The 26,951-nt window shown below is 68.9% G+C and carries 23 protein-coding genes; 8 read left to right on the top strand and 15 right to left on the bottom strand.

The window, feature by feature from the left end; all coding sequences use genetic code 11:
• Positions 1-220: 220 nt before the first annotated feature.
• Both IG98_RS0129975 and IG98_RS0129980 read right to left on the bottom strand, forming a co-directional pair.
• Positions 221-1,174 (bottom strand): D-alanine--D-alanine ligase family protein, encoded by a 954-nt coding sequence (locus tag IG98_RS0129975; protein WP_030919646.1) that lies wholly within the window; start codon positions 1,172-1,174, stop codon positions 221-223.
• Between the two features lie 188 nt (positions 1,175-1,362).
• A complete protein-coding gene (locus IG98_RS0129980) occupies positions 1,363-2,595 on the bottom strand; it encodes an aminotransferase-like domain-containing protein (RefSeq protein ID WP_051753182.1) in 1,233 nt (410 codons plus the stop codon).
• A 298-nt stretch (positions 2,596-2,893) separates the two neighbouring features.
• On the opposite strand from IG98_RS0129980, the gene IG98_RS0129985 reads away from it, so the two are divergent.
• A complete protein-coding gene (locus IG98_RS0129985) occupies positions 2,894-3,514 on the top strand; it encodes a hypothetical protein (RefSeq protein WP_030919650.1) in 621 nt (206 codons plus the stop codon).
• A 180-nt stretch (positions 3,515-3,694) separates the two neighbouring features.
• On the opposite strand, the gene trxA is transcribed toward IG98_RS0129985, so the two are convergent.
• From trxA to IG98_RS0130025, 8 genes are all read right to left on the bottom strand, one after another.
• Positions 3,695-4,018 carry a thioredoxin gene (trxA, locus tag IG98_RS0129990; RefSeq protein WP_030919652.1) on the bottom strand — a complete coding sequence of 108 codons (324 nt, stop codon included), beginning with the start codon at positions 4,016-4,018 and terminating at the stop codon, positions 3,695-3,697.
• Between the two features lie 38 nt (positions 4,019-4,056).
• On the bottom strand, positions 4,057-4,992 hold the full coding sequence (gene trxB, locus IG98_RS0129995; protein ID WP_030919667.1) for a thioredoxin-disulfide reductase: 936 nt from the start codon (positions 4,990-4,992) through the stop codon (positions 4,057-4,059).
• Between the two features lie 173 nt (positions 4,993-5,165).
• Positions 5,166-6,086, bottom strand: coding sequence for an anti-sigma factor family protein (locus IG98_RS0130000; RefSeq protein ID WP_030919669.1), 921 nt, complete (start codon positions 6,084-6,086; stop codon positions 5,166-5,168).
• A complete protein-coding gene (gene sigM / locus IG98_RS0130005) occupies positions 6,076-6,666 on the bottom strand; it encodes an RNA polymerase sigma factor SigM (protein WP_037971635.1) in 591 nt (196 codons plus the stop codon). Before sigM ends, IG98_RS0130000 begins: the two co-directional genes overlap by 11 nt.
• Before the next feature lie 171 nt (positions 6,667-6,837).
• Entirely contained in the window at positions 6,838-8,352 is a 1,515-nt protein-coding gene (locus IG98_RS0130010; RefSeq protein WP_030919675.1) for a protein kinase family protein, read from the bottom strand.
• A gap of 195 nt (positions 8,353-8,547) precedes the next feature.
• Positions 8,548-10,152: a murein biosynthesis integral membrane protein MurJ gene (murJ, locus tag IG98_RS0130015; protein WP_030919677.1), complete on the bottom strand. Its 1,605-nt coding sequence runs from the start codon at positions 10,150-10,152 to the stop codon at positions 8,548-8,550.
• A 21-nt stretch (positions 10,153-10,173) separates the two neighbouring features.
• Entirely contained in the window at positions 10,174-12,297 is a 2,124-nt protein-coding gene (locus tag IG98_RS0130020; protein ID WP_030919680.1) for a DUF6049 family protein, read from the bottom strand.
• Between the two features lie 46 nt (positions 12,298-12,343).
• Entirely contained in the window at positions 12,344-12,865 is a 522-nt protein-coding gene (locus tag IG98_RS0130025; protein WP_030919683.1) for an aminoacyl-tRNA deacylase, read from the bottom strand.
• A gap of 160 nt (positions 12,866-13,025) precedes the next feature.
• Here IG98_RS0130025 and IG98_RS0130030 point away from each other — a divergent pair, with 160 nt between their 5' ends.
• Positions 13,026-14,435: a CCA tRNA nucleotidyltransferase gene (locus tag IG98_RS0130030; RefSeq protein WP_051753173.1), complete on the top strand. Its 1,410-nt coding sequence runs from the start codon at positions 13,026-13,028 to the stop codon at positions 14,433-14,435.
• A 55-nt stretch (positions 14,436-14,490) separates the two neighbouring features.
• Complete coding sequence (locus tag IG98_RS0130035) at positions 14,491-15,690, top strand: adenosylmethionine--8-amino-7-oxononanoate transaminase (protein WP_245651772.1); 1,200 nt, start codon at positions 14,491-14,493, stop codon at positions 15,688-15,690.
• On the opposite strand, the gene IG98_RS0130040 is transcribed toward IG98_RS0130035, so the two are convergent.
• Positions 15,644-16,942, bottom strand: a complete 1,299-nt coding sequence (locus IG98_RS0130040; protein ID WP_030919693.1) for an MFS transporter — start codon at positions 16,940-16,942, stop codon at positions 15,644-15,646. The two genes, IG98_RS0130035 and IG98_RS0130040, sit on opposite strands and share 47 nt — an antisense overlap.
• 136 nt (positions 16,943-17,078) lie before the next feature.
• Between IG98_RS0130040 and idi the strand changes: the two genes are divergently transcribed.
• A complete protein-coding gene (idi, locus tag IG98_RS0130045; protein WP_030919696.1) occupies positions 17,079-17,660 on the top strand; it encodes an isopentenyl-diphosphate Delta-isomerase in 582 nt (193 codons plus the stop codon).
• A 91-nt stretch (positions 17,661-17,751) separates the two neighbouring features.
• On the opposite strand, the gene IG98_RS0130050 is transcribed toward idi, so the two are convergent.
• Positions 17,752-18,831, bottom strand: a complete 1,080-nt coding sequence (locus IG98_RS0130050; RefSeq protein WP_030919699.1) for an inositol-3-phosphate synthase — start codon at positions 18,829-18,831, stop codon at positions 17,752-17,754.
• A gap of 29 nt (positions 18,832-18,860) precedes the next feature.
• The gene (locus IG98_RS0130055; protein ID WP_030919703.1) at positions 18,861-19,529 is read right to left on the bottom strand and encodes a PadR family transcriptional regulator; all 669 of its coding nucleotides are present in this window, start codon (positions 19,527-19,529) and stop codon (positions 18,861-18,863) included.
• Positions 19,530-20,133: 604 nt separating this feature from the next.
• On the opposite strand from IG98_RS0130055, the gene IG98_RS45485 reads away from it, so the two are divergent.
• Genes IG98_RS45485 through IG98_RS0130070 form a run of 3 tightly spaced genes read left to right on the top strand, consistent with a single transcriptional unit; the run spans position 20,134 to position 25,290 of the window.
• Positions 20,134-22,791 carry a transglycosylase domain-containing protein gene (locus IG98_RS45485; protein WP_157594599.1) on the top strand — a complete coding sequence of 886 codons (2,658 nt, stop codon included), beginning with the start codon at positions 20,134-20,136 and terminating at the stop codon, positions 22,789-22,791.
• Entirely contained in the window at positions 22,791-24,098 is a 1,308-nt protein-coding gene (locus tag IG98_RS0130065) for a glycosyltransferase family 87 protein (RefSeq protein WP_030919707.1), read from the top strand. The genes IG98_RS45485 and IG98_RS0130065 overlap by 1 nt, the downstream gene beginning before the upstream one ends.
• 58 nt (positions 24,099-24,156) lie before the next feature.
• Positions 24,157-25,290: a glycosyltransferase family protein gene (locus IG98_RS0130070; protein WP_030919710.1), complete on the top strand. Its 1,134-nt coding sequence runs from the start codon at positions 24,157-24,159 to the stop codon at positions 25,288-25,290.
• 78 nt (positions 25,291-25,368) lie between these two features.
• Here the strand turns inward: IG98_RS0130070 and IG98_RS0130075 are convergent, their stop codons facing one another.
• Positions 25,369-26,127 carry a deoxyribonuclease IV gene (locus IG98_RS0130075; RefSeq protein WP_030919713.1) on the bottom strand — a complete coding sequence of 253 codons (759 nt, stop codon included), beginning with the start codon at positions 26,125-26,127 and terminating at the stop codon, positions 25,369-25,371.
• 94 nt (positions 26,128-26,221) lie between these two features.
• Between IG98_RS0130075 and IG98_RS0130080 the strand changes: the two genes are divergently transcribed.
• The gene (locus tag IG98_RS0130080) at positions 26,222-26,404 is read left to right on the top strand and encodes a hypothetical protein (RefSeq protein ID WP_030919717.1); all 183 of its coding nucleotides are present in this window, start codon (positions 26,222-26,224) and stop codon (positions 26,402-26,404) included.
• A 40-nt stretch (positions 26,405-26,444) separates the two neighbouring features.
• Here the strand turns inward: IG98_RS0130080 and IG98_RS0130085 are convergent, their stop codons facing one another.
• Positions 26,445-26,720, bottom strand: a complete 276-nt coding sequence (locus IG98_RS0130085) for a hypothetical protein (protein WP_245651773.1) — start codon at positions 26,718-26,720, stop codon at positions 26,445-26,447.
• Positions 26,721-26,951 lie beyond the last annotated feature (231 nt).

Here is a 26,951-nt window from a genome sequence, read left to right on the forward strand (position 1 = left end):
AGCGTAGGGGGCGATCCGCTCACCGGTACGCCCCTGGTCCGCTCCGGTCGGCTTCCCGCCGGCCGCGGAGCTCTCGGCGGCCCTCCACCGAACCGTCGCGCCTCATGCGGGCCTTGATCGGCTGATGATCGGACCGCCGGTGTGCCCGCCAGGGCAGCGCTTCGGGCTCCCCGCTTGGTCCCCGTCGCGCGTTTCGACCATTCCCGGAGAAGTGGCGAGGTCAGGCGCCGCGGGCGGCGGCCTGTTCGAGAAGGATCCGGCAGAGGGTGCCGAGGTCGTCGCCGGCGGCCTCCACGGCCATGGGAAGGGAGGAGGTCTCGGTCATGCCGGGGGCGACGTTGACTTCCAGGAAGTGCGGCAGGCCGTCCGCGTCGACGATCAGGTCGGTGCGGGAGATGTCCCGGAGGCCGAGGGCGGTGTGCGCGGTCACGGCCATCTCGGCGCAGGCCGCGGAGACCTCGGGCGAGAGGCGGGCAGGGGCGAAGAACTCGGTGTGCCCGGCGGTGTAGCGGGCCGCGTAGTCGTACATGCCCTCGTCGGGGACGATCTCGACGGGAGGCAGGGCCACCGGCCCGTTCCCAAGGTCGACCACGGAGACGGCGACCTCGACACCGTCGATGCAACGTTCGATCAGTGCGGTGTCGCCGTAGGCGAAGCAGCCGACCATGGCGGCCGGAAGGTCCTCCGCGTTGCGGACTATCGACGCACCGAGCGCGGAGCCACCTCGGGACGGCTTGACGAACAGGGGCAGGCCGAGGCGCTCCACGATCCGGGCCAGCACCGCGGAGGCGCCGAGGTCGTGAAAGGTCTCCTTGGGCAGCGTCACCGATTCGGGGGTGCGCAGACCGAACGAGCGGACGACGGTCTTGGCGGTGGGCTTGTCGTAGGCGACCCGGCAGGCGTCGGGGCCGGCGCCGACGTACGGGACGGAGAGGAGTTCGAGCACCGTGCGGATGGCGCCGTCCTCGCCCGCCCCGCCGTGCAGGGTGACGAAGACCGCGTCCGGCGGGTCCGCGAGCACGGAGGGAACCAGTGACGCGTCGGTGTCGCGGGTCTCCACGGAGATGCCCGCCCCTCGCAGCACCTCACTCACCCGCCGCCCCGAACGCAGCGAGACCTCCCGCTCGTAGGAGAGTCCGCCCGCCAGGACGAGCACATGGCCCAGGTCACTCATCCGACATACCTCTCGTCAAGGCCCGCTCCGAGCCTGTTCTGTCGCTCTCGCCGCGCATGGCCCGGTCTTCCCGGCGGACCGGATCTATCACCGCGCACCGGCACAGGAAGTCACCGTACGGTACCGGGCGGGAGGAGATCATGCCGGTAGGTGCCCCGTGGCAACGGGACACCCACCGTGCGGCATGGTTACGCGAGATCGGGGCCCGGGGTGTCGACCCCGATGCGGTCCGGGGACGAGCCGGTTCCGAACGTGTCGCGGACACGAAGCTCCTGCTCGATCACCCCGGCCAGGCGGCGGACGCCCTCGCGGATGCGGTCGGGCTCCGGATAGCAGTAGGAGAGCCGCATGTTCCGCGCGCCGCCGCCGTCGGCGAAGAAGCCGGTGCCCGGCACGAAGGCCACCCGTTCGGAGACCGCGCGGGGCAGCAGTGCCTTGGAGTCGAGCCCCTCGGGGAGGGTGGCCCAGACGAAGAACCCGCCCGCGGGGCGGGTCCAGGTGACGCCGGCGGGCATCAGCGCCTCCAGCGAGGTGAGCATGGTGTCGCGGCGCTCGCGGTAGAGCTCTCTGAACGTCTTGATCTGCTCGCGCCAGGGCTGGGTGGCGAGATACTGGCCGACGGCCAGCTGGGTGAAGGAGGAGTGCGACAGGACCGCGGACTCCATCGCCAGCACCAGCTTCTCGCGGACGGCGTGCGGGGCGAGCGCCCAGCCGACCCGGAAGCCGGGGGCCAGGGTCTTGGAGAACGAGCCGAGATAGACCACGCCCTCGGCGTTGTCGGCGCGGAGCGTCCGCATGGGCTCGCCGTCGAAGCCGAGCATGCCGTACGGGTTGTCCTCGACGATCAGCACGTCGGCGCGCTGGCAGATCTCCAGGACCTGCTGCCTGCGCGCGGCGTTGAGCGTCACCCCGGCGGGGTTCTGGAAGGTGGGGATCGTGTAGAGGAATTTGATCCGATTGCCCGCGCTCTTCAGCGCGTAGATGGTCTGGGCCAGCGACTCGGGGACGATTCCCTCGCTGTCCATCGCGATGTGGATGACATTGGCCTGGTAGGCGGAGAACGTGCCCAGGGCTCCGACGTAGGAGGGCCCCTCGGCGAGTACGACATCACCCGGGTCGATGAAGATCCGGGTGATCAGGTCGAGGGCCTGCTGGGAGCCGACGGTCACCACGACGTCGTCGGCGTTGGCCTCGATGCCCTCCAGCCGCATGACGTCGCAGATCTGCTCGCGCAGGTGCGGGTCGCCCTGACCGGAGCCGTACTGGAGCGCGACGGGACCGCGCCTGGCGACCAGGTCGGCGACCAGCTCACCCACCACGTCCAGGGGCAGGGCGGTGACGTACGGCATTCCGCCGGCGAGCGAGACCACCTCGGGCCTCGACGCGACGGAGAAAAGAGCTCGAATCTCGGAGGCGACCATCCCGGTTGCTCGTGCCGCGTACCGATCGACGTAGGCGTCGATGCGCGATCCCTGGGTCGGAGCGATGGCCTGACCGTGATCTTTATCCTGGGGCACGGTCCACCTCCTCAATTGTGTGGCGCATAAAGCGCTCATATTAGAGAAACCAGGTTACGTCAGAGGCCGTAGTCGTCTGCGTGTGGGGATGAGACCTCCTGAAACCAAGACCCGCACTGAGCTACGATGCCAGCTGGAGACGCCGTTTTCGCGCGTTTTTCGCCATGGCTTGCACTCGTCTCGCCAGGATTGGGGCCAACAGGTGTCGCGTCGGCTGGCAAACGTCACTCTCGACAATCTCGACGACCTGCCGCGCCGCTGCCGCCGGTGCGTCTTCTGGGAGCTCGATCCCGTCAACGCGGATCGGGCGATGAAGGCCGGTGATCCGGGGCTGGAGAAGGAGGCGTGGATCTCCTCCACGCTGCTGGAGTGGGGAAGCTGCGGAAAGATCGTCTATGTGGACGGGGTGGCCGCCGGTTTCGTGCTCTACGCGCCGCCGCACTACGTGCCGCGCTCGGTGGCCTTCCCGACCTCGCCGGTCAGCGCGGACGCGGTGCTGCTGATGACCGCGCACATCATCCCGGAGTTCTCCGGAGGCGGCCTGGGCCGGATGCTGGTCCAGGGCGTGGCCAAGGACCTGACCCGGCGCGGGGTGCGGGCGATAGAGGCGTTCGGCGACCTGAAGTGGGAGCAGCCGGGCGCGTGCCTGATGCCCGCTGACTACCTGCTCTCCGTGGGTTTCAAGACGGTCCGTCCGCACCTGCGCTTCCCCCGCCTCCGCCTGGAGCTCAAGAACGCCGTCTCGTGGCGTGAGGACGTCGAGGTGGCACTGGAGAGGCTCCTTGGGAGCATGAGTCCGGAGAGGGCCCTGCGGCCCGTCTGAGACCCTCTGGAGCCCGTACGGCGCCACCTTGGACGTCCCCCGCGATCCGGAGGCCGAGGTCCGGGCCCGGCGCAGGCGAAAGCCCCCCGCGGTGAGGCGAGGGGCTTTCTGTGGGTGGGTGTGCCGCTCGGAAGCGGGTGATACGGCGGGCGCCGTGGGGAGCGGCCGGCCGCAGGGGGCCTAGATGATGCCCTCGAGCTCGCGAAGCAGCATGGCCTTCGGCTTGGCACCGATGATCTGCTTCACAACCTCTCCGTTCTTATAGACGTTCAGGGTGGGAATCTGGAGTACGCCGTATTTTGTGGCCGTTGCCGGATTCTCGTCGACGTTCAGCTTGAGGATGGTGAGCTTCTCGGCCTGCTCACCGGCGATCTCCTCCAGGATCGGCGCCACCTGCCGGCACGGGCCGCACCACTCGGCCCAGAAGTCGACGATCACGGGCTTGTCGCTCTTGAGGACGTCGGCCTCGAAGCTGGCGTCGGTCACGTGCTTGATGGTCCCCAATGTCCTGCTCTCCCTCTGTGCCTGATGCCTGATGTCTGTCACTCGGCGGCGTGCTCGGCCAGCCAGCGCTCGGAGTCGAGCGAGGCTGCGCAGCCGGTGCCCGCGGCGGTGATCGCCTGCCGGTAGGTGTGGTCGACGACGTCGCCGGCGGCGAAGACGCCGTCGAGGTTGGTGCGGGTCGAGGGGGCGTCGACCCTGATGTAGCCCTCGTCGTCGAGCTCCACCTGGCCCTTGACGAGCTCGGTGCGGGGGTCGTGTCCGATCGCGATGAACAGGCCGGTGACCGCCAGTTCGGACTCCTCACCGGTCTTGAGGTTGCGCAGGCGCACCCCGCTCACCTTGTTCTCGCCCAGCACGTCGACGACCTCGCTGTCCCAGACGAAGCGGATCTTCTCGTTCGCGAACGCGCGGTCCTGCATGATCTTGCTGGCGCGCAGCTCGTCGCGGCGGTGCACGACGGTCACCGAGGAGGCGAACCGGGTGAGGAAGGTGGCCTCCTCCATGGCGGTGTCGCCGCCGCCCACGACCACGATGTCCTGGCCGCGGAAGAAGAAGCCGTCACAGGTGGCGCACCAGGACACGCCGTGTCCGGACAGGCGCTTCTCGTTGGGCACGCCCAGCTCGCGGTAGCCGGAGCCGGTGGCCAGGATGACGGACCTGGCGTAGAAGGTGTCGGTGGCGGTCTTGACGACCTTGGGGCTGGCCGTCAGGTCGACCTCCACGATGTCGTCGGCGACCAGCTCGGCACCGAACCGCTCGGCCTGCTTGCGCAGCCCGTCCATCAGGTCGGGGCCCATGATGCCGTCGGGGAAGCCCGGGAAGTTCTCAACCTCGGTGGTGTTCATCAGGGCGCCACCGGCGGTGACGGATCCCTCGAAGACCAGTGGGTTGAGGTCGGCACGCGCGGAGTACACAGCGGATGTGTAACCGGCGGGACCCGATCCGATGATGATCACATTCCGGACGTCCATCAGTGCTCGTGCCTCTCCCTCTGTCGATGCCACCGGCGTCAACAGATCCTAGGCGCAGCTGATTCCCGCCCGGCGCACCGACGGATCCACAGGTGGAATGGGAAGGCCCGGCACGGAACGAATCCGTGCCGGGCCTTCCCGGAAAGGGTGAGGACCCTACCCGCAGGTCACCCCGATCACTTCCAGCGTGCGAGGCCGGGCTTGCGCACGTTGTCGCACTGCGGGCCCACGACGTGGACACGCACGGTGTTCTTGGCCTGGTTCTGCCAGAAGAGCAGGATGTTGGCCTCCTGCCCGTTGTAGAACCCCTGGTCCACGGCGAAGGGCGACTTGCCGATCTCCTCCGAGACCTGCTGGACACACTTGTCGATCCCCGACTTGTCAGTCGTGCCGACGATGGTTGCGGGGCCGATGTAGTTGAGCAGCGAGCCGCGGAGCTCGGCGTCGGTGTAGTTCCAGTTGCTGTCGGTCAGCGCGTACTGGACCGTGTCGCTCGGCACGGGCTGGGCGATGACAGACCCCGGGGCCGGACCGGACGCGGTGAGCGTCCCGGTCGCCAGCACGGTCGCACCGATCACCGCGGCCGCCGCGCCCACCGCCGCGGCGGGCATCGCCCACCGGCGCCGCCGGGTCGCCCGCCGGGGCGCGCCATGACGTCTGGCCGGACCCGCGGGGTTCACCGGGGTCACGGTGCCGTCGTCGCCGACGATCCCCAGCCGTACGGCCGGCTCAGGCTGCTGCTCGGGAAGAGGTGCCCTCTCCCACGGCGCCGGTTCGACGGGAGATCCCGTCTCCCACGGCGCGTCACGCATTATGTCGTCCCAGGCCGGTGCTTCCACCAGCCCCACTCCACCTCCACGGAAGCTCTCGGCCTCGGCGGCCAGCGCACGGTCGATTCTCAGCGCGACTCCCATCGGCATCGCCGGTGTGGGCGTCGCCGCGAGCATCTCACGGACCGCTGCGAGGTCGGCGAGACTTTCGCCACAGGGATCGCAGATCGCGAGATGTTCGCGTACCTGCACGGCCGTGGCGGCGTCGAGGAGTCCCTCGGCCAGTTCGGCCAAGATCTCCAGGTCGTAGTGCGTATCACCCGTCACGAAGTTGTGCTCCCTTCGCGGATGAGACGCGAGACAGGTCTGATCGGTTCCGTAAATGGGAAAGAATCGGGGCGAGTTTCGCCCGGCCGCGCGCGCATCGGCTCTTCACCGTGCCGCTCGGCACCTCCAGCACCTGGGCCGCGTCCTCGATCGAGTAGCCCATCATGTCCACGAGCACCAGCGCGGCGCGCTGGTCGGAGGGCAGCAGCTTCAGAGCCGCGGAGACCTCCATGGAAACCTCGCGCTCGGCCGTCTGGTCGAGCATCGGAGCGTCACGCTCTGCGGCCTCGACGAGTTCGTCGTCGGCCACCGGGCGTACCGATTTCCTGCGCATGCGGTCGAGGCAGGCGTTGACCACGATGCGGTGCAGCCACGTGGTCACCGCCGCCTCGCCGCGGAAACTCCCGGCCTTGCGGTAGGCCGAGACGAAGGCGTCCTGAACGGCATCGGCCGCCTCGTCGGGGTCGCCCAGCGTGCGCAGGGCGACCGCCCACATGCGGTCTCGATGTCGCTTGACTATCTCACTGAAGGCGTGCGGATCCCCGGCGAGGTGCCGGGTGAGCAGGTCGGCGTCGGACATGGGGGCCTTCGCCGTCTGCTGGTCCGCCGCTGGCGGGGTCTCGGGTGGGGAATTCACAAGGAGAGTCCTGCTATACCGGTCCGGGGAGAACACCACTACGGGATAGATGGTGCCACGGATTCTCCGATGATCTGCAATAAGCCGCGTAAAACAGATCAAATCGCACCGGTGTCACTTGGTCGTGAGGACCTTTATCTCCTGTACCTGGCCGCGGAACTTGCCCTGGTAGCTGGGCAGCTTGGTGAACCAGACGAGCACGTAGCGGCCCTTCGGCGGGTTCTCCGCAGAGTACGTCTTCTTGCCGGAGAGTCCGTTGAACTTCTCGACCGCGGTCAGGGCGTCGACGTCGGGCGAGTCACCGATCCTGAGCTCCGCGGCGCCGCCCGAGGTACCGCCGAAGTCGATCGAGACCTGCTTGACCGGGATGCTTTCCCCCATGTCCAGCAGCAGGCCGACACCTTTCTTGAGCCGCCCGAAGTCGGCGGAGTCGTACGTCTCGGAGTGCCAGTCGGTGGACTCCTTGCCGTCGGCCGCGGCCGAGGCCCACCTGCTGCCCTCCTCCCGGTCGCCCAGCGGGTCGAAGCCGATGACCGAAGAGGGCTTCACCTCGCGGGTGGCGACGGCCACGGTCGGCGTGGGAGCGGCGCTCTGCTCACCGGTGACCGGGGTGCCGGCGTTGCCGATGCTGCGGCCGAGCGTCCAGGCGCCCAGGCCGACGGCCACCATCACCAGCAGCACGACGACGGTCATGGCGACCTTGTTGAGCATCCCGCCACCCGCCTGGCGGGGCATCGGACGGGGCTGGTGCCGGGGCGGGGGCGTGTGGTGCTGGGGCTTCGCGGTGTCGATGCCCTCGGAGCGGGAGGAGGCCACCGGGAGCACCGTCATGGGCATCGGCGTCGGCATCGGCAGCGGGCTGGGCCGCGACACCGAGGCCAGTGCCTCGGCGAGCTCGGCAGGCGTGGTCAGCGGATCGGCCCCGCGCCTGGTCTCCGGCAGCATCGCCCGGCAGACGATGGTGTCGAGGTAGCCGGGAACACCCGCGGTGACCTGGCGCGGCGTGCAGAAGTGCCCGTCGTCCATGGGCGCGACGGGCAGGCCGCCGCTGTCGTGCTCCTCACCCGGCCAGTGGCCGGTCAGCCCGGCGTACAGCAGGCGGCCGAGGCCCTCGGCGTCCTCACGGGCCCCGTCGTCGCTGGTCACGTCGTTCAGGACGGCGTCGACCCCCAGGCCGAGCAGCTTGACGGTGCTGCCCGCCGTCCAGACCAGGTGCTCGGGGGTCAGGCAGAGGTGGGAGAGGTTCGCCTCGTGCGCGTGGGCCAGTGCCTCGGCGGCCTCGGCGACCATCGCGGCGGCCCGCTCGGGGTCGAGCGGGCCACCCGCGATCATGTCGCCGAAGGTCTCACCGCTCACCCACTCGCTGACCACGTAGGAGTGGCCGTCGTCCTCGGTCGCGTCGAAGACCTGGGTGAGACGGGGATCGGTCAGTCGGCTGGCCACCCGGGCCGCCGTGACGACCTCGTTCAGGCGCGGGAAGTCGGGGTCGAAGGTGTGGACGGCGACGGGCCGGGCGAGCACCTCGTCGATGGCCTTCCACAGCGTGGCGCCACCGGACTCGTAGACGCGGTCTTCGAGCCGGAAGCGCTCGGCCAGCTTGGTGCCGGGCTCGACGGTGGGAGAACTCATGAGGACTCCGAAACTGAGAACACGACAGCACCACGCCAGGTCGGCACATCAAGACACATCACATGATGCCGGGTGGATCCGCCCACGCCCTCCTGCTTCCATTAGCCGCATGTCACCACACGTGTCGCACCATGGTAGTCCCGCGCCGGTTCCGCCCGTGTTCGCCTTGTCAGACGTTTGAGACAAGCCTTTGGCTTACCGGCCTACCCGTCCTGCCACCATTCCAACGATCGAGCTCACTTCGGGGATGCGCATCCGGTGGGCGATCGCCAAGTAAAGAACCATACCGAGTCCGCCGCCCGCTGCCAGCATGATGGCGGCGCTCAGCGCGTCCAGCCCGGTGAGTTCCTGCGTGATCCACAGCACGCCGAGCGCGAGCGCCGCCGCGGGGAGCGAGGCCAGGTACATCCGGGACAGCCCGGCGGCCACCTTGCGCCCTCCCAGGCCCTGCACCCTGCGCGAGGCCAGCACCCAGGCGACCGCGCTGCCCACCACGTAGGCGACGGTGAACGCCAGGGCCAGGCCCATCACGATGTACTCCGCAGGCAGGGTGAAGTAGGCCACCAGGCTGAGCGTGGCGTTGACCGTCACGTTGCCGACGGCCAGGAAGACCGGGGTGCGGGTGTCGCCGAAGGAGTAGAAGACCCGCAGCAGGAGCTGGAAGATCGAGAAGGGAACCAGCGCCAGCCCGAAGACCTGCAGCACGTTGCCGATGTAGATCGCCGAGTCGACGGTCATGTTGCCCCAGGAGAAGATCAGCACGGTCACCGCGGGGCCGAGCACCATCAGCAGCAGCCCGGCGGGCACGAGGAGCACCGAGATCAGCCGCACCCCCGAGGAGAACTCCGCCCTGACCGACTCCAGGCTTCCCTCGGCCACGCCCCTGCTCATCCGGGGCAGCATCGCGGTGATCACCGAGACCGCGATGATCCCGTACGGGAGCTGGAAGAGCTGGTAGGCGAAGGCGTAGGCGGCGTTTCCCGCACCGGGTGCCTGCTGGCCCGCGCCGGTCGCCAGTTTGGTGGTGATCAGGAAGCCCAGCTGGCTGATCCCCACGTAGGCGAAGGTCCAGACCGCGGTCCTGCCCATCTCGCCGAGCCCGGCGTTGCGCAGGTCGAACCTGGGCCGGAAGCGGAAGCCGACCCGGTGCAGCGCGACGACCAGCACCGCGCACTGCGCCACGATACCGGCGGTGGTGCCGAGCCCGAGCAGCGCCAGGTCGGTGTCGCTGATCGTGTCGACGTCGGTGCCCGCCCCGCCCAGCTTCACGTAGTAGCCGACCGCGACGCCGATCATCACGAGGTTGTTCAGCACCGGCGCCCACATCGGCGCGGCGAACCTGTCGCGGGTGTTGAGGATCGCGCCGGCGATCGCGCCGACCCCGAAGAAGGCGATCTGCGGGAGGATGAACTGCGCCAGTCTCACCGCCACCTCGGTCTGCCGAGGACTCCAGTCGGTGCTGTAGAGACTGATCAACGGCCCGGCCAGCGCCACCGCGATCACCGCCAGCAGCGTCAGCGTGACGAACCCGATCGTCATCAGCCGCTGCTCGTAGGCCCGGCCGCCGTCGGGGTCGGCCTGCTGCCGCCGGATGATCATCGGGACCACGACGCTGCTCAGGATCCCGCCGATGAGCAGGTCGAACAGGGTGAACGGGATCGTGTAGGCCACGTTGTAGGCGTCGCCCAGGGCGAAGGTCCCGATGGCCGCGGCGAGCACCGCCGTCCGGACGAAGCCGGTGACGCGGGAGACCATCGTCCCCGCCGCCATGATCGCGCTCGCGCGCAGGACCCTGCTCATGCGCCATTCCTCCGCTGGGTGTCAGGACTCGGTGCCGGCCGGCTCGCGGTCGCGCTCCGCCGGGGGAGCGGCCGCCGGGCGGCGGCCTCCCCGCCGGCGCAGCACGCGCAGGACGACGGCGGCCAGCATCACCACGAGGGCCGCCCCCACGATCACCAGGGCGACCCCGGTGTACCCGGTGGTCCGCACGGTCAGCTCGACCGGCTTGCCGTACTTGCGGCCGTCGTCGGTGGTGAGCTGAACCGTCACCGTGGTCTGGCCGCTGGCGGTCGAGGTCATCGGGATTCGGATGGTCTGGCTCTGGCCGCCGAGGATCATCAACTGGTCCACGTACGGCTCGATCTTCAACAGCTTGGGCTGGTCGGAGGTGACCCTGAGGCGGACCGCGACCCGGCTGGCCTCACCGCTCAGCTCGTTGCGCACGCTGATCGGCACATCGCCGTTGCTGCCGGCCAGGGTGCGCAGGCGCGACTGCTCGCTGCCGGTGATGGAGACCATGGCGATCCGGCTGTCGATCGCCTCCGCGACCTGCTGGACGTACGGCGCCGCGGCGGCGGTCCTGCCGCGCCAGGCCGAGGAGGTCAGGCGGAGCAGCGCCAGGTCGAAGACGTCGAGATCCTGGGCGGTGGTGATCGCGGCGGTCAGGTCGGCGCGGGCGCCGACCTTCTTGACGCCCGTCAGGTACTGCTTGGGGAGCTCCGCCCGCCGGTTCTGATCGGTGTAGGTCAGGTCGGCACGCGGTGTCGGGGCACCCTTGCCACGCTTGACCGCGTCGAGCCCGACGGGCAGCAGCCAGGGCAGGTCGGCGGCGGTCTCGATCAGGTCGGTCACGTACTTGGGGTCGGGTTCCCAGCGGCGGTGCGGAACGGCGATCACGGTCCGGGCCGTGCTGACGGGCTCCGCGCTGATCATCGCCGTCTCCGCGATGAACCGCTGGCGGTTCATCAGCGCCGAGCCGGGGGCGGAGGTGTCCGCGCCGACGGTCTCGCTCAGCTTCGCGTCGGCGACCAGGGCGGTGACCGGTCCGTTCACGCTCTCCAGGGTCGCCGAGGCGTCGGGGGTGGTGACCGGGGGGGTCGCCGGCGGCAGGTTCAGCACGTTCAGCAGTACGGTGTCGACGCCGCCGGTGGCCAGCAGGTCCAGCCCGTCGTAGTCGATCAGTCCACCCAGCGGCCAGTTCACGTTGGTGATCACATCGCGGCCGAGGGTCTCCTTGCCGATGATCCTGGCCGCGTTGATACCGGTCGCGGTGGCGTTGTCGACGCCGTTGTGGGCGAGGGCCGCCACGTCGGGGTCGCCGTACGGGGTGGCCATCACCGGGTGGTCCGCGACGGCCTCGCGGAAGTCGCTCAGCCACTGGGCGGCCGCGGGTGTCGCGGGACGTTGCTGGGCGCGGTTCTTGGACCTGACCGTGTGCGGCCCGCCCATGGCCCGCGCGTCGTCGAGCAGGGCGGGGTCGACCACCCAGGTGAGGCCCTTGGCCGAGGAGGTGTCCTGGGCGATCTTGAGTAGGTCACCGAGGCGCTTGCCCGGGGCCATGGCCGCGGGCAGTCCCTCGTCCGCGAAGACGCCGTCACCGCTCCGGCGCGGCTGGTCGACGATGGGCAGCACCATGGCGAGCCGGGTACGGACCACCCTGGTCTCCCTGGGCATGTAGGTCACCAGGGTCCGCAGGGTGGCCACCTGCTGGTTGAAGGTGTCGAGCACCTCGATCATGATCGGATAGACGCCGAAGCGGGAGATGCCCAGCAGTTGCGGGGTGAAGGTGAACTCCCACGGCGTCTTCCCCGAGGGCGCGATCGAGGTCTGGATGTAGCGCTGGTCGCGCCAGGCGACCGGCTGGAGGCTCTGCCCCGACTGGTACGCCTCGATGTCGCCGCGCTGGGCGAACGGCTGGGGCGAGTAGCGCATCTGGATGCGCAGCCCGCTCATGGTCTCGGTGCCCGAGTTGACCAGTGATCCGGAGACCTTGACCTCGGTGGTCGGTTCACGGGGGACGTCGGGGCCGATGGCCTCCATCATGATCTGGAGACTCAGCCGGCTCGCCGCGGTCGTCTGCGCGCTCGCCGTACCGGAAACGACCACGGCCGCGGGTAGGAGCAGCGTGGTGGCGAGCAGGGCGAGCAGCGTGACCTTGCGGATCACGTGCCGGCCAGGGGTCGAGTACGGCGCACGCCCGTAATGGTATGGCCTAACCGGCGAGGGGAAAGGTCGCCGCCTCCCGCCGGGAACCCTGGCGAGTCAGATCGACGGCCCTGCCGGAAACCAGGCTGAACAGGTGGTCCGCACGGATCAGGAGTGCCGTGTGACGCTCCCCGGTGGGCACGTAGACGGGTGTGGCGATGTCGGTGAGCCGCTCGTCCACCAGCACGGTCAAGGTGGCGGGCAGCAGCAGCGGGCAGACCAGACCCGAGGCGTAGTCGGTGGCGGAGTTGACGGTGAAGGCCGAGGCCGGCCGGACCCGCCGCGCCCCCAGGATGCCGCCGATCAGGCCGGGGCGCGGAGGAGAGCCGACGGAGGTGACGATCGCCACGGGCTCGCGGGCGATTCGCGTCGTGACCTCGTAGACCGTGACCGCCAGGCAGATGGCGGGGCTCGCGGAAAGCACCTCGGGCAGTTCGTCCGAGCATGTCATCGCGCGCGGAAGGCGTACGATCTCATGATGGACCTGGTGTGCGAGGAGCCAGCGGTGGATCGCGAGCGCATCCTTCATGTGTGTGCTCCTTGCCTCGACGCACGGCCCCCGAGGTTCTCCTGACTGACCGTAACCTGGTGATCGCTTCAGGTGTATCCCCACAGGGGAACATGTTCCGTAACCGAAGGACCTACCCGGCTTGTCCCTTTCAAATCTGACCCAGAGCCAGAGCCACGGCATGAGCGAGCTGTTCCGGAAGATCGCCCCTGTGGCGCACGAGCTTGGCGAGCTGTTCACCGCCAAGGGTTACCAGATAGCCCTTGTCGGCGGCTCCGTACGCGATGTCTTCCTGGGCAGGATCGGCAACGATCTCGACCTGACCACGGACGCGAGGCCCGAGACGGTCCTGGAGCTCGTCCGCGACTGGGCCGACTCCGTCTGGACGATCGGCATCGACTTCGGCACCGTCGGCGTCCGCAAGGGCGGGTGGCTGCTGGAGATCACCACCTACCGCAGCGAGTCGTACGATCCCAAGTCGCGCAAGCCCGACGTCGCCTACGGCGAGACGCTGGAGGGCGACCTGGCCCGGCGTGACTTCGCGATCAACGCGATGGCGCTGCGCCTGCCGTCCCGCGAGTTCGTCGACCCGTACGGCGGCCTCGACGACCTGCGCGCCAGGCTGCTGCGCACTCCCGGCCCCCCCGAGCGCTCCTTCGGCGACGATCCGCTGCGGATGCTGCGCGCGGCCAGGTTCGCCAGCCAGCTCGGTTTCGCCGTCGATGAGGCGGCGCTCGCCGCGATGGACGCGATGGCCGACCGGATCGACATCGTCTCCGCCGAGCGCATCCGCGACGAGCTGGACAAGCTCATCGGCGGCGATCACCCTCGGGAGGGACTGAAGATCCTCGTCGATTCGGGGCTCGCCGCCCACGTGCTGCCCGAGCTGCCCAGGCTCCGCCTGGAGATCGACGAGCACCACCGGCACAAGGACGTCTACGAGCACTCGCTGATCGTGCTTGAGCAGGCGATCGACCTGGAGGAGAACGGTCCCGACCGGATCCTGCGCTGGGCCGCGATCCTGCACGACGTGGGCAAGCCGAAGACCCGCCGGCACGAGCCCGGCGGCCGGGTCTCCTTCCACCACCACGAGGTGGTCGGCGCACAGCTCGCCAGGAAGCGGATGACGGAGCTGAAGTTCCCCAAGGACGTGGTGGCCGATGTCTCCCGCCTGGTGGAGCTGCACCTGCGCTTTCACGGGTACGGCACGGGCGAGTGGACCGACTCGGCGGTGCGCCGTTACGTCCGTGACGCCGGGCACCTGCTTGAGCGCCTGCACAAGCTGACCCGCGCCGACTGCACCACCCGCAACCGGCGCAAGGCCCAGGCCCTGTCGCGGACCTACGACCAGCTGGAGGAGCGGATCACCAGGCTGGCCGAGGAGGAGGAGCTCGGCAAGATCCGTCCCGAGCTCGACGGCAACGAGATCCAGGAGATACTCGGCGTCCCGCCGGGCCCGGTCGTGGGCCGCGCCTACAAGTTCCTGCTGGACATGCGCCTGGACCAGGGGGTTCTCGGCAAGGAGGCCGCCGCGGACGCCCTTCGCGAGTGGGCACGGGCGAACGAGGTGGCCTCTGAGCGGCACTCCTGACCGGGCCGCGGGCCCCGAGGCCTCCGGCCAGGTCGCCGCACTCGACCGGGATCATGTGTGGCACCCGTACGCGGCCGTGCCCCAGCCGGTGGCGCCGCACGTGGTCTCCCGCGCGGCGGGGGTGCGGCTGACGCTCGCCGACGGACGTGAGCTCGTCGACGGCATGTCGTCGTGGTGGGCGGCCATCCACGGCTACAACCACCCCGAGCTCAACCGGGCGCTGAGGGAGCAACTGGAGGACATGGCGCACGTCATGTTCGGCGGGCTCACCCACGAGCCCGCCGTGCGCCTGGCCCGCAGACTCGCCGAGATGACCGGCCTGCCGAAGGTGTTCCTCGCCGACTCGGGGTCGGTCGCCGTCGAGGTGGCGATCAAAATGGCGTTCCAGCTCACCGGCAGGGGCCGGCTGCTCACGGTCAGAGGCGGCTATCACGGCGACACCTTCGGGGCGATGTCGGTCTGCGACCCGGTCAACGGCATGCACCATTTGTTCTCCGGCGTGCTGCCCGAACACGTGTTCGCCGACCGGCCGCCACGCGAGTACGACGAGGCCTACGCGGCCCGGCTGGCGGATCTCCTCGCCAGGCACGCCCACGAACTGGCCGCGATCATCGTGGAACCGGTGGTCCAGGGTGCGGGCGGCATGCACTTCTACCACCCGGCCTACCTGCGCCTGCTCCGCGAGCTGGCCGACGAGCACGGCGTCCTGCTGATCGCCGACGAGATCGCCACCGGATTCGGCAGGACCGGAGAGCTGTTCGGCTGTGACCACGCCGGGATCAGGCCAGACATCATGTGCCTGGGCAAGGCGCTGACCGGCGGTTATCTGTCGCTGGCCGCGACGCTGTGCACCGAGCGGGTGGCCCGGGGTGTCGGGGTGCTGATGCACGGGCCGACCTTCATGGGAAATCCGCTGGCCGCGGCGGTCGCGAACGCCTCCCTGGATCTCCTGGAGGAGCGCCCGTGGCGCGAGGAGGTCCGCCGGATCGAGACCGGCCTCCTCGCGGGCCTGGCGGGGGCGGCGGAGGCGCCGGGCGTGCGCCAGGTACGGGTCCTCGGCGCGATCGGGGTGATCGAGACCCGCGAGCCCGTCGACGTCCCCGCCGTCCAGGACGTCGTCATGCGGCACGGCGTCTGGCTCCGCCCGTTCGGCCGCCTGCTCTACGCGATGCCGCCCTACTCGATCGGCGACGACGACCTGGAGAGGGTCACGACGGCGATGACGGCAGCGGCTCGATCACTCGGGCAGGCGTGACGGCGCGGTAGGCCACCGCGCCCGCGAGATATCCGGCGGCGATGACCGCCAGCACGAGCGTCGATCTGCCGTCCGCTGGGAGCAGCGCCGCGGCCAGGGCGGCGGCCAGCACGTAGCTGCCGTTGAAGAGCATGTCGTAGATGGAGAAGGCGCGGCCCAGATAAGCGTCCTCGACGTCCCGCTGGACCGCGGTGTCGGCGCAGATCTTGATGCTCTGCCCGGTGATGCCGAGCACGAAACCCGCGGCCGCGAACCCCCATTGCTGGAACGGCGCGCAGAGCGCGAACGTCAGCACCCCGGCGGTGACCAGCATGGCAGGGACCCACCGCTCGATGTCGAAGCGCTCGGTGGCCCACGGCGTGACCAGGATGGCCAGGGCGTAGCCGACCCCGGAGGTGGCGACCACCAGGGAGACCGCGTCCAGCGCGTCCCCGGCGTTCTCGGCGAAGTAGTAGCGCGACAGCAGTACGAGCATCGCCGTGCACATGCCGTACATGAACCGGTGGGTGGCCATCCCGCCCATCGCGGCCGCGGCGGCCCGGTGGCGCACCAGGTGCCGCGCGCCGTCGGCCAGGCCGCGCAGCACGTGTCGTACCGCCTCGCGGGTCTGCGGCCGGTCGGGGTCGTAGGCGGGGCCGAGCAGCTCTCGGCCCATGGTCCTGGCGATGAGCGCGCTGAGCCCGAAGATGAGACCGGAGGCGACCAGCAGCACCGCCGTCCCCCGGTGGTCGGAGCCGAAGATCGCTCGGAGGAGGTAGCCGGCGCCGATGCCCACGAAGGTGAGCACGGTTCCCGAGGTGGGGGTGACCGCGTTGGCGACCATCAACCGGTCGGTCGGCACGACGTGCGGGAGCGAGGCTCCCAGCGCGGCCAGGAAGAACCGGTTCACCCCGAGCACACCGAGCGCGGCGGCGTAGAAGATCGCGTCAGGGGCGTCCGCGGCGACCAGCGCCGCGGCCGCGAGCAGCAGTATCCCGCGGACCAGCGGCGCGACGACCAGGATCTGCCGCCGTGACCAGCGGTCGATGAACACCCCGACGAAGGGGCCCAGGATCGAGTACGGCAGCAGCAACACGGCCAGGCCGGCGGCGATCTCCACCGCGCTCGTGCTCTTCTCCGGGCTGAAGAACGCGAATCCGGCCACGGCGAACTGGAAGATCCCGTCGGAGAACTGAGAGACGAGGCGGGTCCCGTACAGCCTCCGGAAGTCCCGACCTTCCAGGACCACACGTAGGTCGGATATGAATGACACGTGCTCAGCCTATGGGGGACCGAGCCCGATGGGCATCGGGAACATCCCTGAATCTACGGGTGAGCATTACCGACCTTTACCTACGTATCGTCAAGTGGGGCGCGGTAAACCAACATGATCACGTACCCTCGGTCGAGTGACACCTGATGAACACGTTGTGCTCGTCGACAGTGAGGGGAACGCGATCGGCACGGCGGCCAAGGCCACGGTGCACGGTCCCGACACTCCTCTCCATCTGGCCTTCTCCAGTTACGTGTTCGACGAGCAGGGGCAGATTCTGCTGTCCCGACGCGCCCTGCACAAGATCACTTGGCCGGGGGTGTGGACCAACAGCTGTTGTGGACACCCCCTGCCGGGCGAGCCGCTCTCCGCGGCGGTGACCCGCAGGCTCTCCCACGAGCTGGGCCTCGCGGCCGGCCAGGTCGACCTGCTTCTGCCGCGCTTCTCCTATCGCGCGGTCATGGACAGCGGCATCGTCGAGCGGGAGTTGTGCCCGGTCTACCGGGTGATCGCCGCCTCCGAGGCGGTGCCCAACCCCGACGAGGTCGAGGACGTGCGCTGGATGCCGTGGAAGGAGTTCACCGACGGGGTGCTCGGCGACCGCCTGGCGATCTCCCCGTGGTGCCGCGAGCAGGTCCCCCAGCTGATCGAGCTTGGCGCGGACCCGCTCGCCTGGCGGGCCGCAGACCCCGCCGACCTTCCACCCGCCGCCCGCTGACGCTGGAGCCCACCGGCGATTCTCATACGGGGAGAGCCCCCGACCCGTCCACCCGGGTCGGGGGCTCTCCCCGTATGAGGGCACCGATCGGTCAGCGCTCGACCTCGCCGCTGATGAACTTCTCCACATAGTCGCGTGCCTCGTCGTCGGAGTACTGCTCCGGCGGGGACTTCATGAAGTACGAGGAGGCCGACAGGATCGGCCCCGAGATGCCCCGGTCAAGGGCGATCTTGGCGGCGCGGACCGCGTCGATGATGATGCCGGCCGAGTTGGGGGAGTCCCAGACCTCCAGCTTGTACTCCAGGTTGAGGGGAGTGTCACCGAAGGACCTGCCCTCCAGGCGCACGTACGCCCACTTACGGTCGTCGAGCCACGGCACGTGGTCGGAAGGACCGATGTGCACGTCGGCCTTCCGCATCTCGTGCGGGATCTGCGAGGTGACCGACTGGGTCTTGGAGATCTTCTTGGACTGCAGGCGCTTGCGCTCCAGCATGTTCATGAAGTCCATGTTGCCGCCGAAGTTCAGCTGGTACGTGCGGAGCAACTCGACGCCGCGGTCCTCGAACAGCTTGGCCATCACACGGTGCGTGATCGTCGCCCCGACCTGCGACTTGATGTCGTCACCGATGATCGGGACCCCGGCGTCGACGAACTTCTGGGCCCATGTGGGGTCGGAGGCGATGAACACCGGCAGCGCGTTGACGAACGCGACCTTCGCGTCGAGGGCGCACTGGGCGTAGAAGCGGTCGGCCTCCTCCGAGCCCACCGGCAGGTAGGAGACGAGCACGTCGACCTTGCTGTCCTTGAGGATCTGGACGACGTCGACCGGAGCCTCGTCCGACTCCTCGACCATCTCCCGGTAGTACTCGCCCAGACCGTCGAAGGTGTGGCCGCGCTGCACCGTGACGCCCAGCGGCGGTACGTCGCAGATCTTGATCGTGTTGTTCTCCGAGGCCACGATCGCCTCGGACAGGTCGCGGCCGACCTTCTTGGCATCGACGTCGAACGCCGCGACGAACTCGACGTCGCCGACGTGGTAGTCGCCGAACTTGACGTGCATCAGGCCCGGCACCCGGGCACCGGGGTCGGCGTCCCGGTAATAGTGCACGCCCTGTACGAGCGACGTGGCGCAGTTGCCTACACCGACAATGGCTACGCGCACCGAACCCATGGCACTCGCTCCCCTTTGTTTTTTAGTGGTCAGTTGTCTTCCGGGGTGGCAGGCCGCCCCGTCGTGCCCGCTCCGGGCTCGGGCGCCCGGGACGTTCCCTCCTGCGCGGATCGCCGCTCCTCGTCCGGCGGCGACGCTCGCCGTTCGGTGGCGATCAGCTCATTCAACCAGCGCACTTCGCGTTCGACCGACTCCAGGCCGTGACGCTGGAGCTCAAGGGTGTAGCTGTCCAGTCGCTCGCGGGTGCGGGCCAGTGCCGTGCGCACGCCGTCCAGGCGTTCCTCAAGCCGGCTGCGCCGACCTTCGAGGATGCGCAGGCGCACCTCCGCCTCGGTGTGCCTGAAGAAGGCGAAGTGCACGCCGAAGCTTTCGTCCTCCCAGGCCGAAGGGCCGGCCTGGGTGAGCAGCTCGTGCAGGCGCTCCTTGCCCTCTGCGGTCAGCCTGTAGACGATCTTCGAGCGGCGGCCGGGGAGCGCGATGGGGCTGTCGGCGTTGGCCGCGGCGGCGTCGCCGTCTTCGATGATCAGTCCGTCGGTGAGCAACTGGCGGAGGCACGGATAGAGCGAGCCATAGGAGAAGGCCCGGAACATGCCGAGCAGGGCGTTGAGCCGTTTGCGCAGCTCATAGCCGTGGAGTGGGGTCTCGTGCAACGACCCGAGCACGGCCAGCTCCAGCACCCCGCCACGTCCGCCGGCCACCGGAAACCACCACCTCTCGCGCCGATGTATCGAACCGATACATCTGCAGGATACGTCCATTCAACATAACCCTGCAATCAGCGACTTTCCCAAGAGGTTGGGAGCAAACAACAAAAAGCCGTAGTCTGGCGCCTATGTGGTCACAAAAGGCGGCGGTGGGGCACGGCCCCCGCACGGCGTGGGCCGCTTTTCAATACGGGGAATCCCGCGTCAACGTGGGAGAGGTCTGCCAAGGTTGTTGTCGAAACCAGCTGACGATCTCGTTCGTCCTCGGGAACGGAGATCCACCCGAATGGGCCGGCTACCAGTGAGCCAAGGCGGCGAGATCTCCGGTGATCAGGAGGTAGTCTCGCCCGCCTGCACGCCGTCGTAGACCCCGATGACCGAACGAGGACGCGTGAGTTACAGCCACAGCAATGACCCCGAGCCGAACGGGCGCCAGGAGGGCGCCGACGAGTCGGCTCGTCAGGGGCGGCGCCGTCGCTCAGGCCCAGGAGCCGCTCCCCGTGCAGTTCCCCCTTCACAAAACTCTCAAACCGGCGGCGCGAGCTGGGAACAGCAGCAAGGTCGGCCGCCACAGGGCGCGGGGGCCGACAACCGGACCATGATGATGCCTCAGCCCGGCGGGATGCCCTACGCGGGCGGCGCGCCCCAGCACCCGGGGGCCCAGCCCCGGCGCGACGCGGACGCTCCGGGCGGGATGCCCGCGCGCGAGCCCGAACATCGGGGTGGTGAGCTCCGTCGCCGTGACACCGACCCGACAGGCCGCCGGGCCTCGGCCGCGTTCGAGGACACCCAGGCGATGCTCGCCGCCCAGGCGGGAGCCGGTTCGAGGTCCGGCGAGGGCGGCGCGCGCAGACGCCGCGCCGGGCGTGGCGCGGGCGGTCCCGGAGGCCCGGGGGAGCCAGCGAGACCGGGCGGCCCGGGGGGCCCCGGGGGGTACGGTCCCGGTGACGGCGACGGTGAGGACGAGCCCAAGACCAGGCGGTGGACGCGCTTCCTGCCCAACTGGAAGATCGTGATGGCCAGCTTCGTGGTCCTCAGCGCCGGCGTCTTCGGCATGATCGCGGTGGCCTACGCCAACACGCCGATCCCCGAGACCGCGCAGGCCAGCGTGGACGACCAGGGCAGCGTGGTCTACTACCGCGACAAGAAGACCCCGATCGCGCGCCTCGGCGTCAAGCGCACCCCGGTGAAGATCAGCCAGATTCCCAAGCACGTCCAGGACGCGGTGATCGCCCTGGAGAACAAGAGCTTCCGCACCGACAGCGGCATCGACTTCAGCGGCATGGCCCGCTCGGTGTGGAGCACGGTCAGCGGCGCCCAGCTCCAGGGCGCCTCGACCATCACCCAGCAGATGGCCCGCAACTACTACGACGGCCTCAGCCAGGAGGTCTCGGTACAGCGCAAGATCAAGGAAATCTTCGTCGCCGTCAAGATCAGCAAGACGCTGGAGAAGGACGAGATCCTTGAGCGCTACCTCAACATCATCTACTTCGGCCGCGGCGCGTACGGCATCCAGGCCGCCTCCAAGGCGTTCTTCAACAAGAACGACGTCGGCAAGCTGACCCCGCAGGAGGGCGCCTACCTGGCCGGCCGGATCCAGAACCCCGACGCCTTCGACATCCAGGAGAAGGCCGGCAACTACGCCGCGACCAAGGAGCGCTTCGGCGCCGCACTCAGGAACATGGCCGAGATCGACCCTGCCGCGTACGGCAAGTACGCGGGAAGCTCCTTCGAGGACCTGAAGTTCGCCAAGGTCAAGGTCTCGCAGACCTTCAAGGGGATCAAGGGCTACATGCTCAACATCGTCTTCCGGGAGCTCAAGGGGCGGGGCATCACCCAGGAGGATCTGGAGACCAAGGGGTACAAGGTCTACACCACCTTCGACAAGAAGATGATGGAGGAGGCGCAGAAGGCGGTGAAGGCCCGCACCGCCGGTCTGGAGTCGACCATCCACGCCAGTATCGCCTCGGTGGATCCGAAGAACGGCCGGGTGCTCGCCTTCTACAGCGGCGACGACTTCGTCAACGACTTCAACAACCGCGCCTTCGACTCCACCAAGCAGGCAGCCTCGGCGTTCAAGCCCTATGTGCTCGCGGCCTGGCTGGAGAGCGGCAGGTCGCTGGACAGCTACGTCGACGGCATGGCCACGATCAAGATGCCGGGCACCACCCCGATCAGCAACGCGGGGAACCAGGCGTTCGGGGCAATCGACATGATCAAGGCGATGGCCAGCTCGGTCAACACGGTCTTCGTGCAGATGGGCGAGGCCGTCACGCTTCCCGAGGTGGCGAGGATCGCCAAGGAGGCGGGGGTCGGCGAGACCGCCAAGTACAACCCCTCCTACGGCGGCAAGAACGCGGTCGACTACGCGGTCGACGAGCAGAAGTTCCAGGTCACCATCGGCAGCGCCTCGGTCACCGCGGTCGAGCAGGCCGCCGGCTACTCGATCTTCGCCAACGAGGGCAAGCACGCCGACTGGCACACCGTCGTCAAGGTGACCAAGATCGACGGCTCTCCGGTGCTCGCGGAGCAGGCCACCGTGCGGCAGGTCATCAGCCCCGAGTCCGCGGCCGACGCGACGGTCGCGCTTCAGGCCGTGGTCAAGGGCGGCACCGGCGCCACCGCGAACATCGGCTCGCGGCCGGTGGCCGGCAAGACCGGCACGAACAACGGCTACAAGGACGCCTGGTTCGTCGGCTTCACCCCGCAGATCGTCACCGCGGTCGGCATGTCCAAGGACGTGCCCTACAACAAGGCGGGGACGCGCAAGCTCAAGGTCGACAAGTACGGCCTGCCGAGCCGTAAGATCGATGATTCGAAGATCCTCTGGAAGGAGGAGCCCATGCCCTCCTTCATCGGCGGCGGTGGCACCCCGACCCAGATCTGGCACGACTACATGCAGGCCGTGACCGCCAAGGACGAGGTCCAGCAGTTCCCGCCGAGGGCCAACACCGGCTCGCAGAGCAACCTGGCCACGCCCAAGCCGACGCCCAGCGCGACGCCGACGATGGACGACAATCCGTTCCCCGACAGCGGTGACGGTGGCGGCGACTGGCCCAGCGACGGCGGCGACGGTGAGCCGGACAACCCCGACGGCCGCGAGTGCCCCTGGGACGGCTCCTGCGACGTCGGCGACGACGGCTCGGGCGATGGTCCGCCGAACGGCGAGATCACCGAGAACGGCGCCCCCGGCGCGATCGGGGCGCCCGGCGCGGCGATCATGCCGACACCCGCCGCGAGCGGACGACGCCCCTGATGAAGGATCTCCTGACGTCGCGGCGTCCACTATCGGAGTTCGGCACCCGGGCCATCCCGTACGTGCCCCTGGCCCTGTTCACGGGGCTGGGGGCGATCCTGGCCTGGTTCTGGAAGTGGCCGTGCCGCGTCGGCGGGGCGTGGAACGACGGGACCCTGCAGTTCACGAACTTCTGTTACACCGACATCTATCCCCTGTGGTGGAACGAGAAGCTCAACGAGGGCAAGATCCCTTATTTCGACTACCCGGTCGAGTACCCCGTCGGCATCGGCGGGATCATGGAGTTCTTCCGCCGGATCGTGGCCCCCCTGACCGACCCGGGGACGGCGTTCTACGACCTCACGGTCATCCTCATGGCGATCTGCCTGGTCGTCGGCGTGCTGCTGATGGCCGCGCTGGCCGGTCCGGCCAGGCGCTGGGACGCGCTCTGGTACGCCCTGGCCCCCGGGCTGATCCTCACCGCGTACATCAACTGGGACCTGGCGGCAGGAGCCCTCGCGCTGGGCGCGCTGCTGGCCTGGTCGAAGCGGAAGCAGTGGCTCGCGGGCATCCTGCTCGGCCTGGCGATCGCCACCAAGTTCTATCCGCTGATGTTCCTCGGCCCGCTGTTCCTGCTGACGCTGCGCACCGGTAGATGGGTGCCGTTCCTCAAGACGCTCGGCGGCGTCGTGGGAGCCTGGCTCGTCGTCAATGTGCCGATCATGGTGTTCGCCTTCGACGGCTGGAAGAGGTTCTACGTCTTCAGCCAGGAGCGGGGGGCCGACTGGGGTTCGCTCTGGTACTTCTTCAACCAGAAGCAGTGGCCGATCCTCGGTGACGCCGAACTCGTCGACAAGCTGGGCATCGTCTCCCTCGCCGTGTTCTGCCTGGCGATCGCCGTGCTCACCGTGACGGCCAGGACCCGCCCGCGCCTGATGCAGCTCTGCTTCCTCACCCTGGCCGCGTTCATGCTGACCAACAAGGTGTGGTCGCCGCAGTACGTGCTCTGGCTGATCCCCTTCGCGGTGCTGGCCAGGCCGAACTGGAAGCCGATCGCGCTCTGGCAGCTCGCCGAGTGCTGGTACTTCTTCGCGATCTGGCTCTATCTGGTCGGCATCCAGCCGGGCAACGAGGCGCTGGGCATCGCCGGCGACACCTACTTCACCGCGGTGTGGGCCCGTGCCATCACCATTCTGATCATGATGGCGTTCGTGGTGAGGGACATTCTGCTCCCCGACAAGGACGTGATCCGCCAGGACGGGACCGACGACCAGGCGGGCGGCGTCTTCGACGGCGCCCCCGACCGTTTCCGGCTCGCACTCTTCTAGCGCGGGGGACGGGATGACTCTGGCGGCCGGTCGGGATGATCCGCAAAAATCTCACTTTGTGATTGATCCTGTCGAGCCCCCGCGCGACCCCGCGAAGGAAGGGCTGCTGCTCTGGCTGGCCTCCCGGCTGGGAATCGTCGCCCTGGTCGTCGTCGGCGCCCAGGCGATGATGGAGGGGGACGCGGTCCCGCCGCCGTTCCTGGAGCGCTGGAAGCACTGGGATGCCAGCCTCCTCGCCACCATCGCCGAGCACGGCTACGACGGCGCCCCCGGCAGCGAACCCGACGCCGGGCTGCCCGCCTTCTTCCCCGGGATGCCCCTGGTGCTCCGCGCGGTGCACCTCGTGGTCGGCGACTGGACGGTCGCCGGGCTGCTGATCTCCTTCGTGGCCGGCGCCGTCGCGATGATGGCGCTCGCCAGGCTGGCCGAGTTCGAGGGGCCGCCGGGGACCGGCCGGCACGCGGTGCTGGCGCTGCTGCTCTGGCCGATGGCGGTGTTCCTGTTCGCCGGTTACAGCGAGTCGCTCTTCCTGGCCTTCGCCGTTCCCGCCTGGCTCGCGGCGCGCAGGGGGCGCTGGCCGCTCGCCGCGGCCCTGGCGGCGGGCGCCTCCTGCGTGCGCATCACCGGCCTGTTCCTGGCCCTGGCGTTGATCGTGGAGTTCTTCGCCCGGCGGCGGCCGGTGCGTCAACTCGTACGACAGGCCGGCTGGCTGGTGCTCCCGTTCGTGCCGCTGGTGCTCTACTCCGCCTACCAGCACTCCCGCACCGGCGACTGGCTGGCCTGGAAGAGCGCCCAGGAGGCCGGCTGGGGTCGGCACATGGTGTGGCCCTGGGAGTCACTGGTCACGACCTGGAACTCGGCGATGGGCGAGGGCCGGTTCGCCTGGGCGTTCCGGTTCGAGATCGCGGGGGCGGTCGTCGGGGTCGTGCTCGTACTGGTCCTGCTCTACCTGCGGAGGTGGAGCGAGTTCGTCTATGTGGGGCTCCAGGTGGGTGCCCTGCTCTGCTCCGCCTACTACCTGTCGGTTCCGCGCTCGGCGCTGCTGTGGTGGCCGCTCTTCATCCTGATCGCGAAGGCGAGCGGCGGGCAGGCGCCGTGGCGGCGGTGGATCATCGTCGTCTACGCCCTGGTGGCGGGCCCGCTGATGGCGCTCAACGTGCTGATCTTCGCCGACGGCGCCTGGGTGGGCTGATCTCCCTACCCGTTTCCGGGGAAAAGTAATCCCACCAAGTTATCCACAGGCTGTGGACGGACTCTTCCGCCCGAGGCCCTAGAGCTTCGATCTGAGAAAGGCGATGTCGGCGGCCTGGCCGTCGAAGGGCGTCTCCACCACGATCGGCGCGTTCGCGCTCCGGCATACGCTCAGGATGAGCTCGGGGTCGATCTGGCCCGCTCCGAGGCTCGCGTGCCGGTCGGCGCCGGAGTCGAAGGCGTCCCGAGAATCGTTGCAGTGGATCAGGTCGATCCTGCCGGTGATCGCCATGACCCGCTCGACCACGTCCACCAGGTCCTCGCCGCCCGCGTGGGCGTGGCAGGTGTCGAGGCAGAAGCCCACGTCGAAGCCGTCGAGCGCGTCCCAGAGCCGGGCGATGCGCTCAAGCTTGCGCGCCATCGCGTTGCCGCCGCCCGCGGTGTTCTCGATGAGCACGGGAATCCGGTGCTCCTCCAGGCGCTCGAACACCTTGCGCCAGTTGTCGAAGCCCTTCTGCGGATCCTCTCCGGCCCCCACGTGCCCGCCGTGGACGATCAGTCCCCTGGCGCCGAGCTCGGCCGCCGCGACGAGGTGCGAGCCGAGCAGCTTGCGGCTGGGGATGCGGACCCGGTTGTTCGCGGTCGCCACATTGATCACATAGGGGGCGTGGACGTAGACCTCCACGTCCGAGTCCTTGATCTCCAGGGTCTTCTCGCCGACGACCGGGCCCTTCCAGCCCTGCGGGTCACCGAGGAAGAACTGCACGACCTCGGCGCCGCGCGCCCTGGCGTGTGCCAGCGGGTCGTCCTGGTCGACATGAGCTCCGATAAGCGGCATGTGTCCGAGCCTAGCTGTTTCAACGGCGAGGCCCTGGGCAGTCGCAGGGCGCGCCCTACCACTCACCCCCACGGGCCGAACACAAGGAGTCCACGTGGCTTACTATCGCAGAGGGATCAGTCTTATCGGCCTCATCTACATCCTGGTCGGCCTCTACGTCGCCTGGGTGTACGACTACATCACTCCCGCGCTCCTGAAGGACGTCGCCGAGGCTCTGCTGGCGGTCTTCCTGTGGTTCCTCGTCCTGCTCGGCGTGGACCTGCGCCTGAATGGTTAGCCGTCCCCGCGCCGGTGTGGCCCTCGTCTGATCGGGGGCCTCACGGGAGGAAACCCCCGTGATAGATGCCGAAGGCCACACCGACGAACGAGGCCACGATGCCCACGATGTTCAGCGCGCGCTCCGGCGTCGTCGCGGAGACGTACTGCGAGTAGAGGCCCCCGACGAATCCCAGCACCCCCGCCCAGGACGCGACGACATGCGCGGCGGGGATCAGTCCGGTGGCGAAGGCGAGTAGTCCGCAGCCGATCGTGACGACGCTCAGCACGTTCTCGATCCTGTGACGACGCCCGTCGGTGTTCAACGTGAACCGCACAGGTCTCTTCCGGGCATGTCCATACGCACGAGGCATCTTCACCGCCTCCTCTTTCTCCTGCGACAGGACGTGCCCGGCGAGGCGACGGCCCAACCCTTGACGGACTGGTAGGCTGGCACGGCTACGTCGAATGGGTGTGTTATCGCCCACCCTCCACCCCGAGCGCCGAAATGGGCGCCCGAGGTGAAGTACGTCAGCGTCCTCCTGTCACGGCACGGTGTCGTGACCGCA

The organism is Streptosporangium amethystogenes, assembly GCF_000721075.1.
Lineage (GTDB): Bacteria > Actinomycetota > Actinomycetes > Streptosporangiales > Streptosporangiaceae > Streptosporangium > Streptosporangium amethystogenes.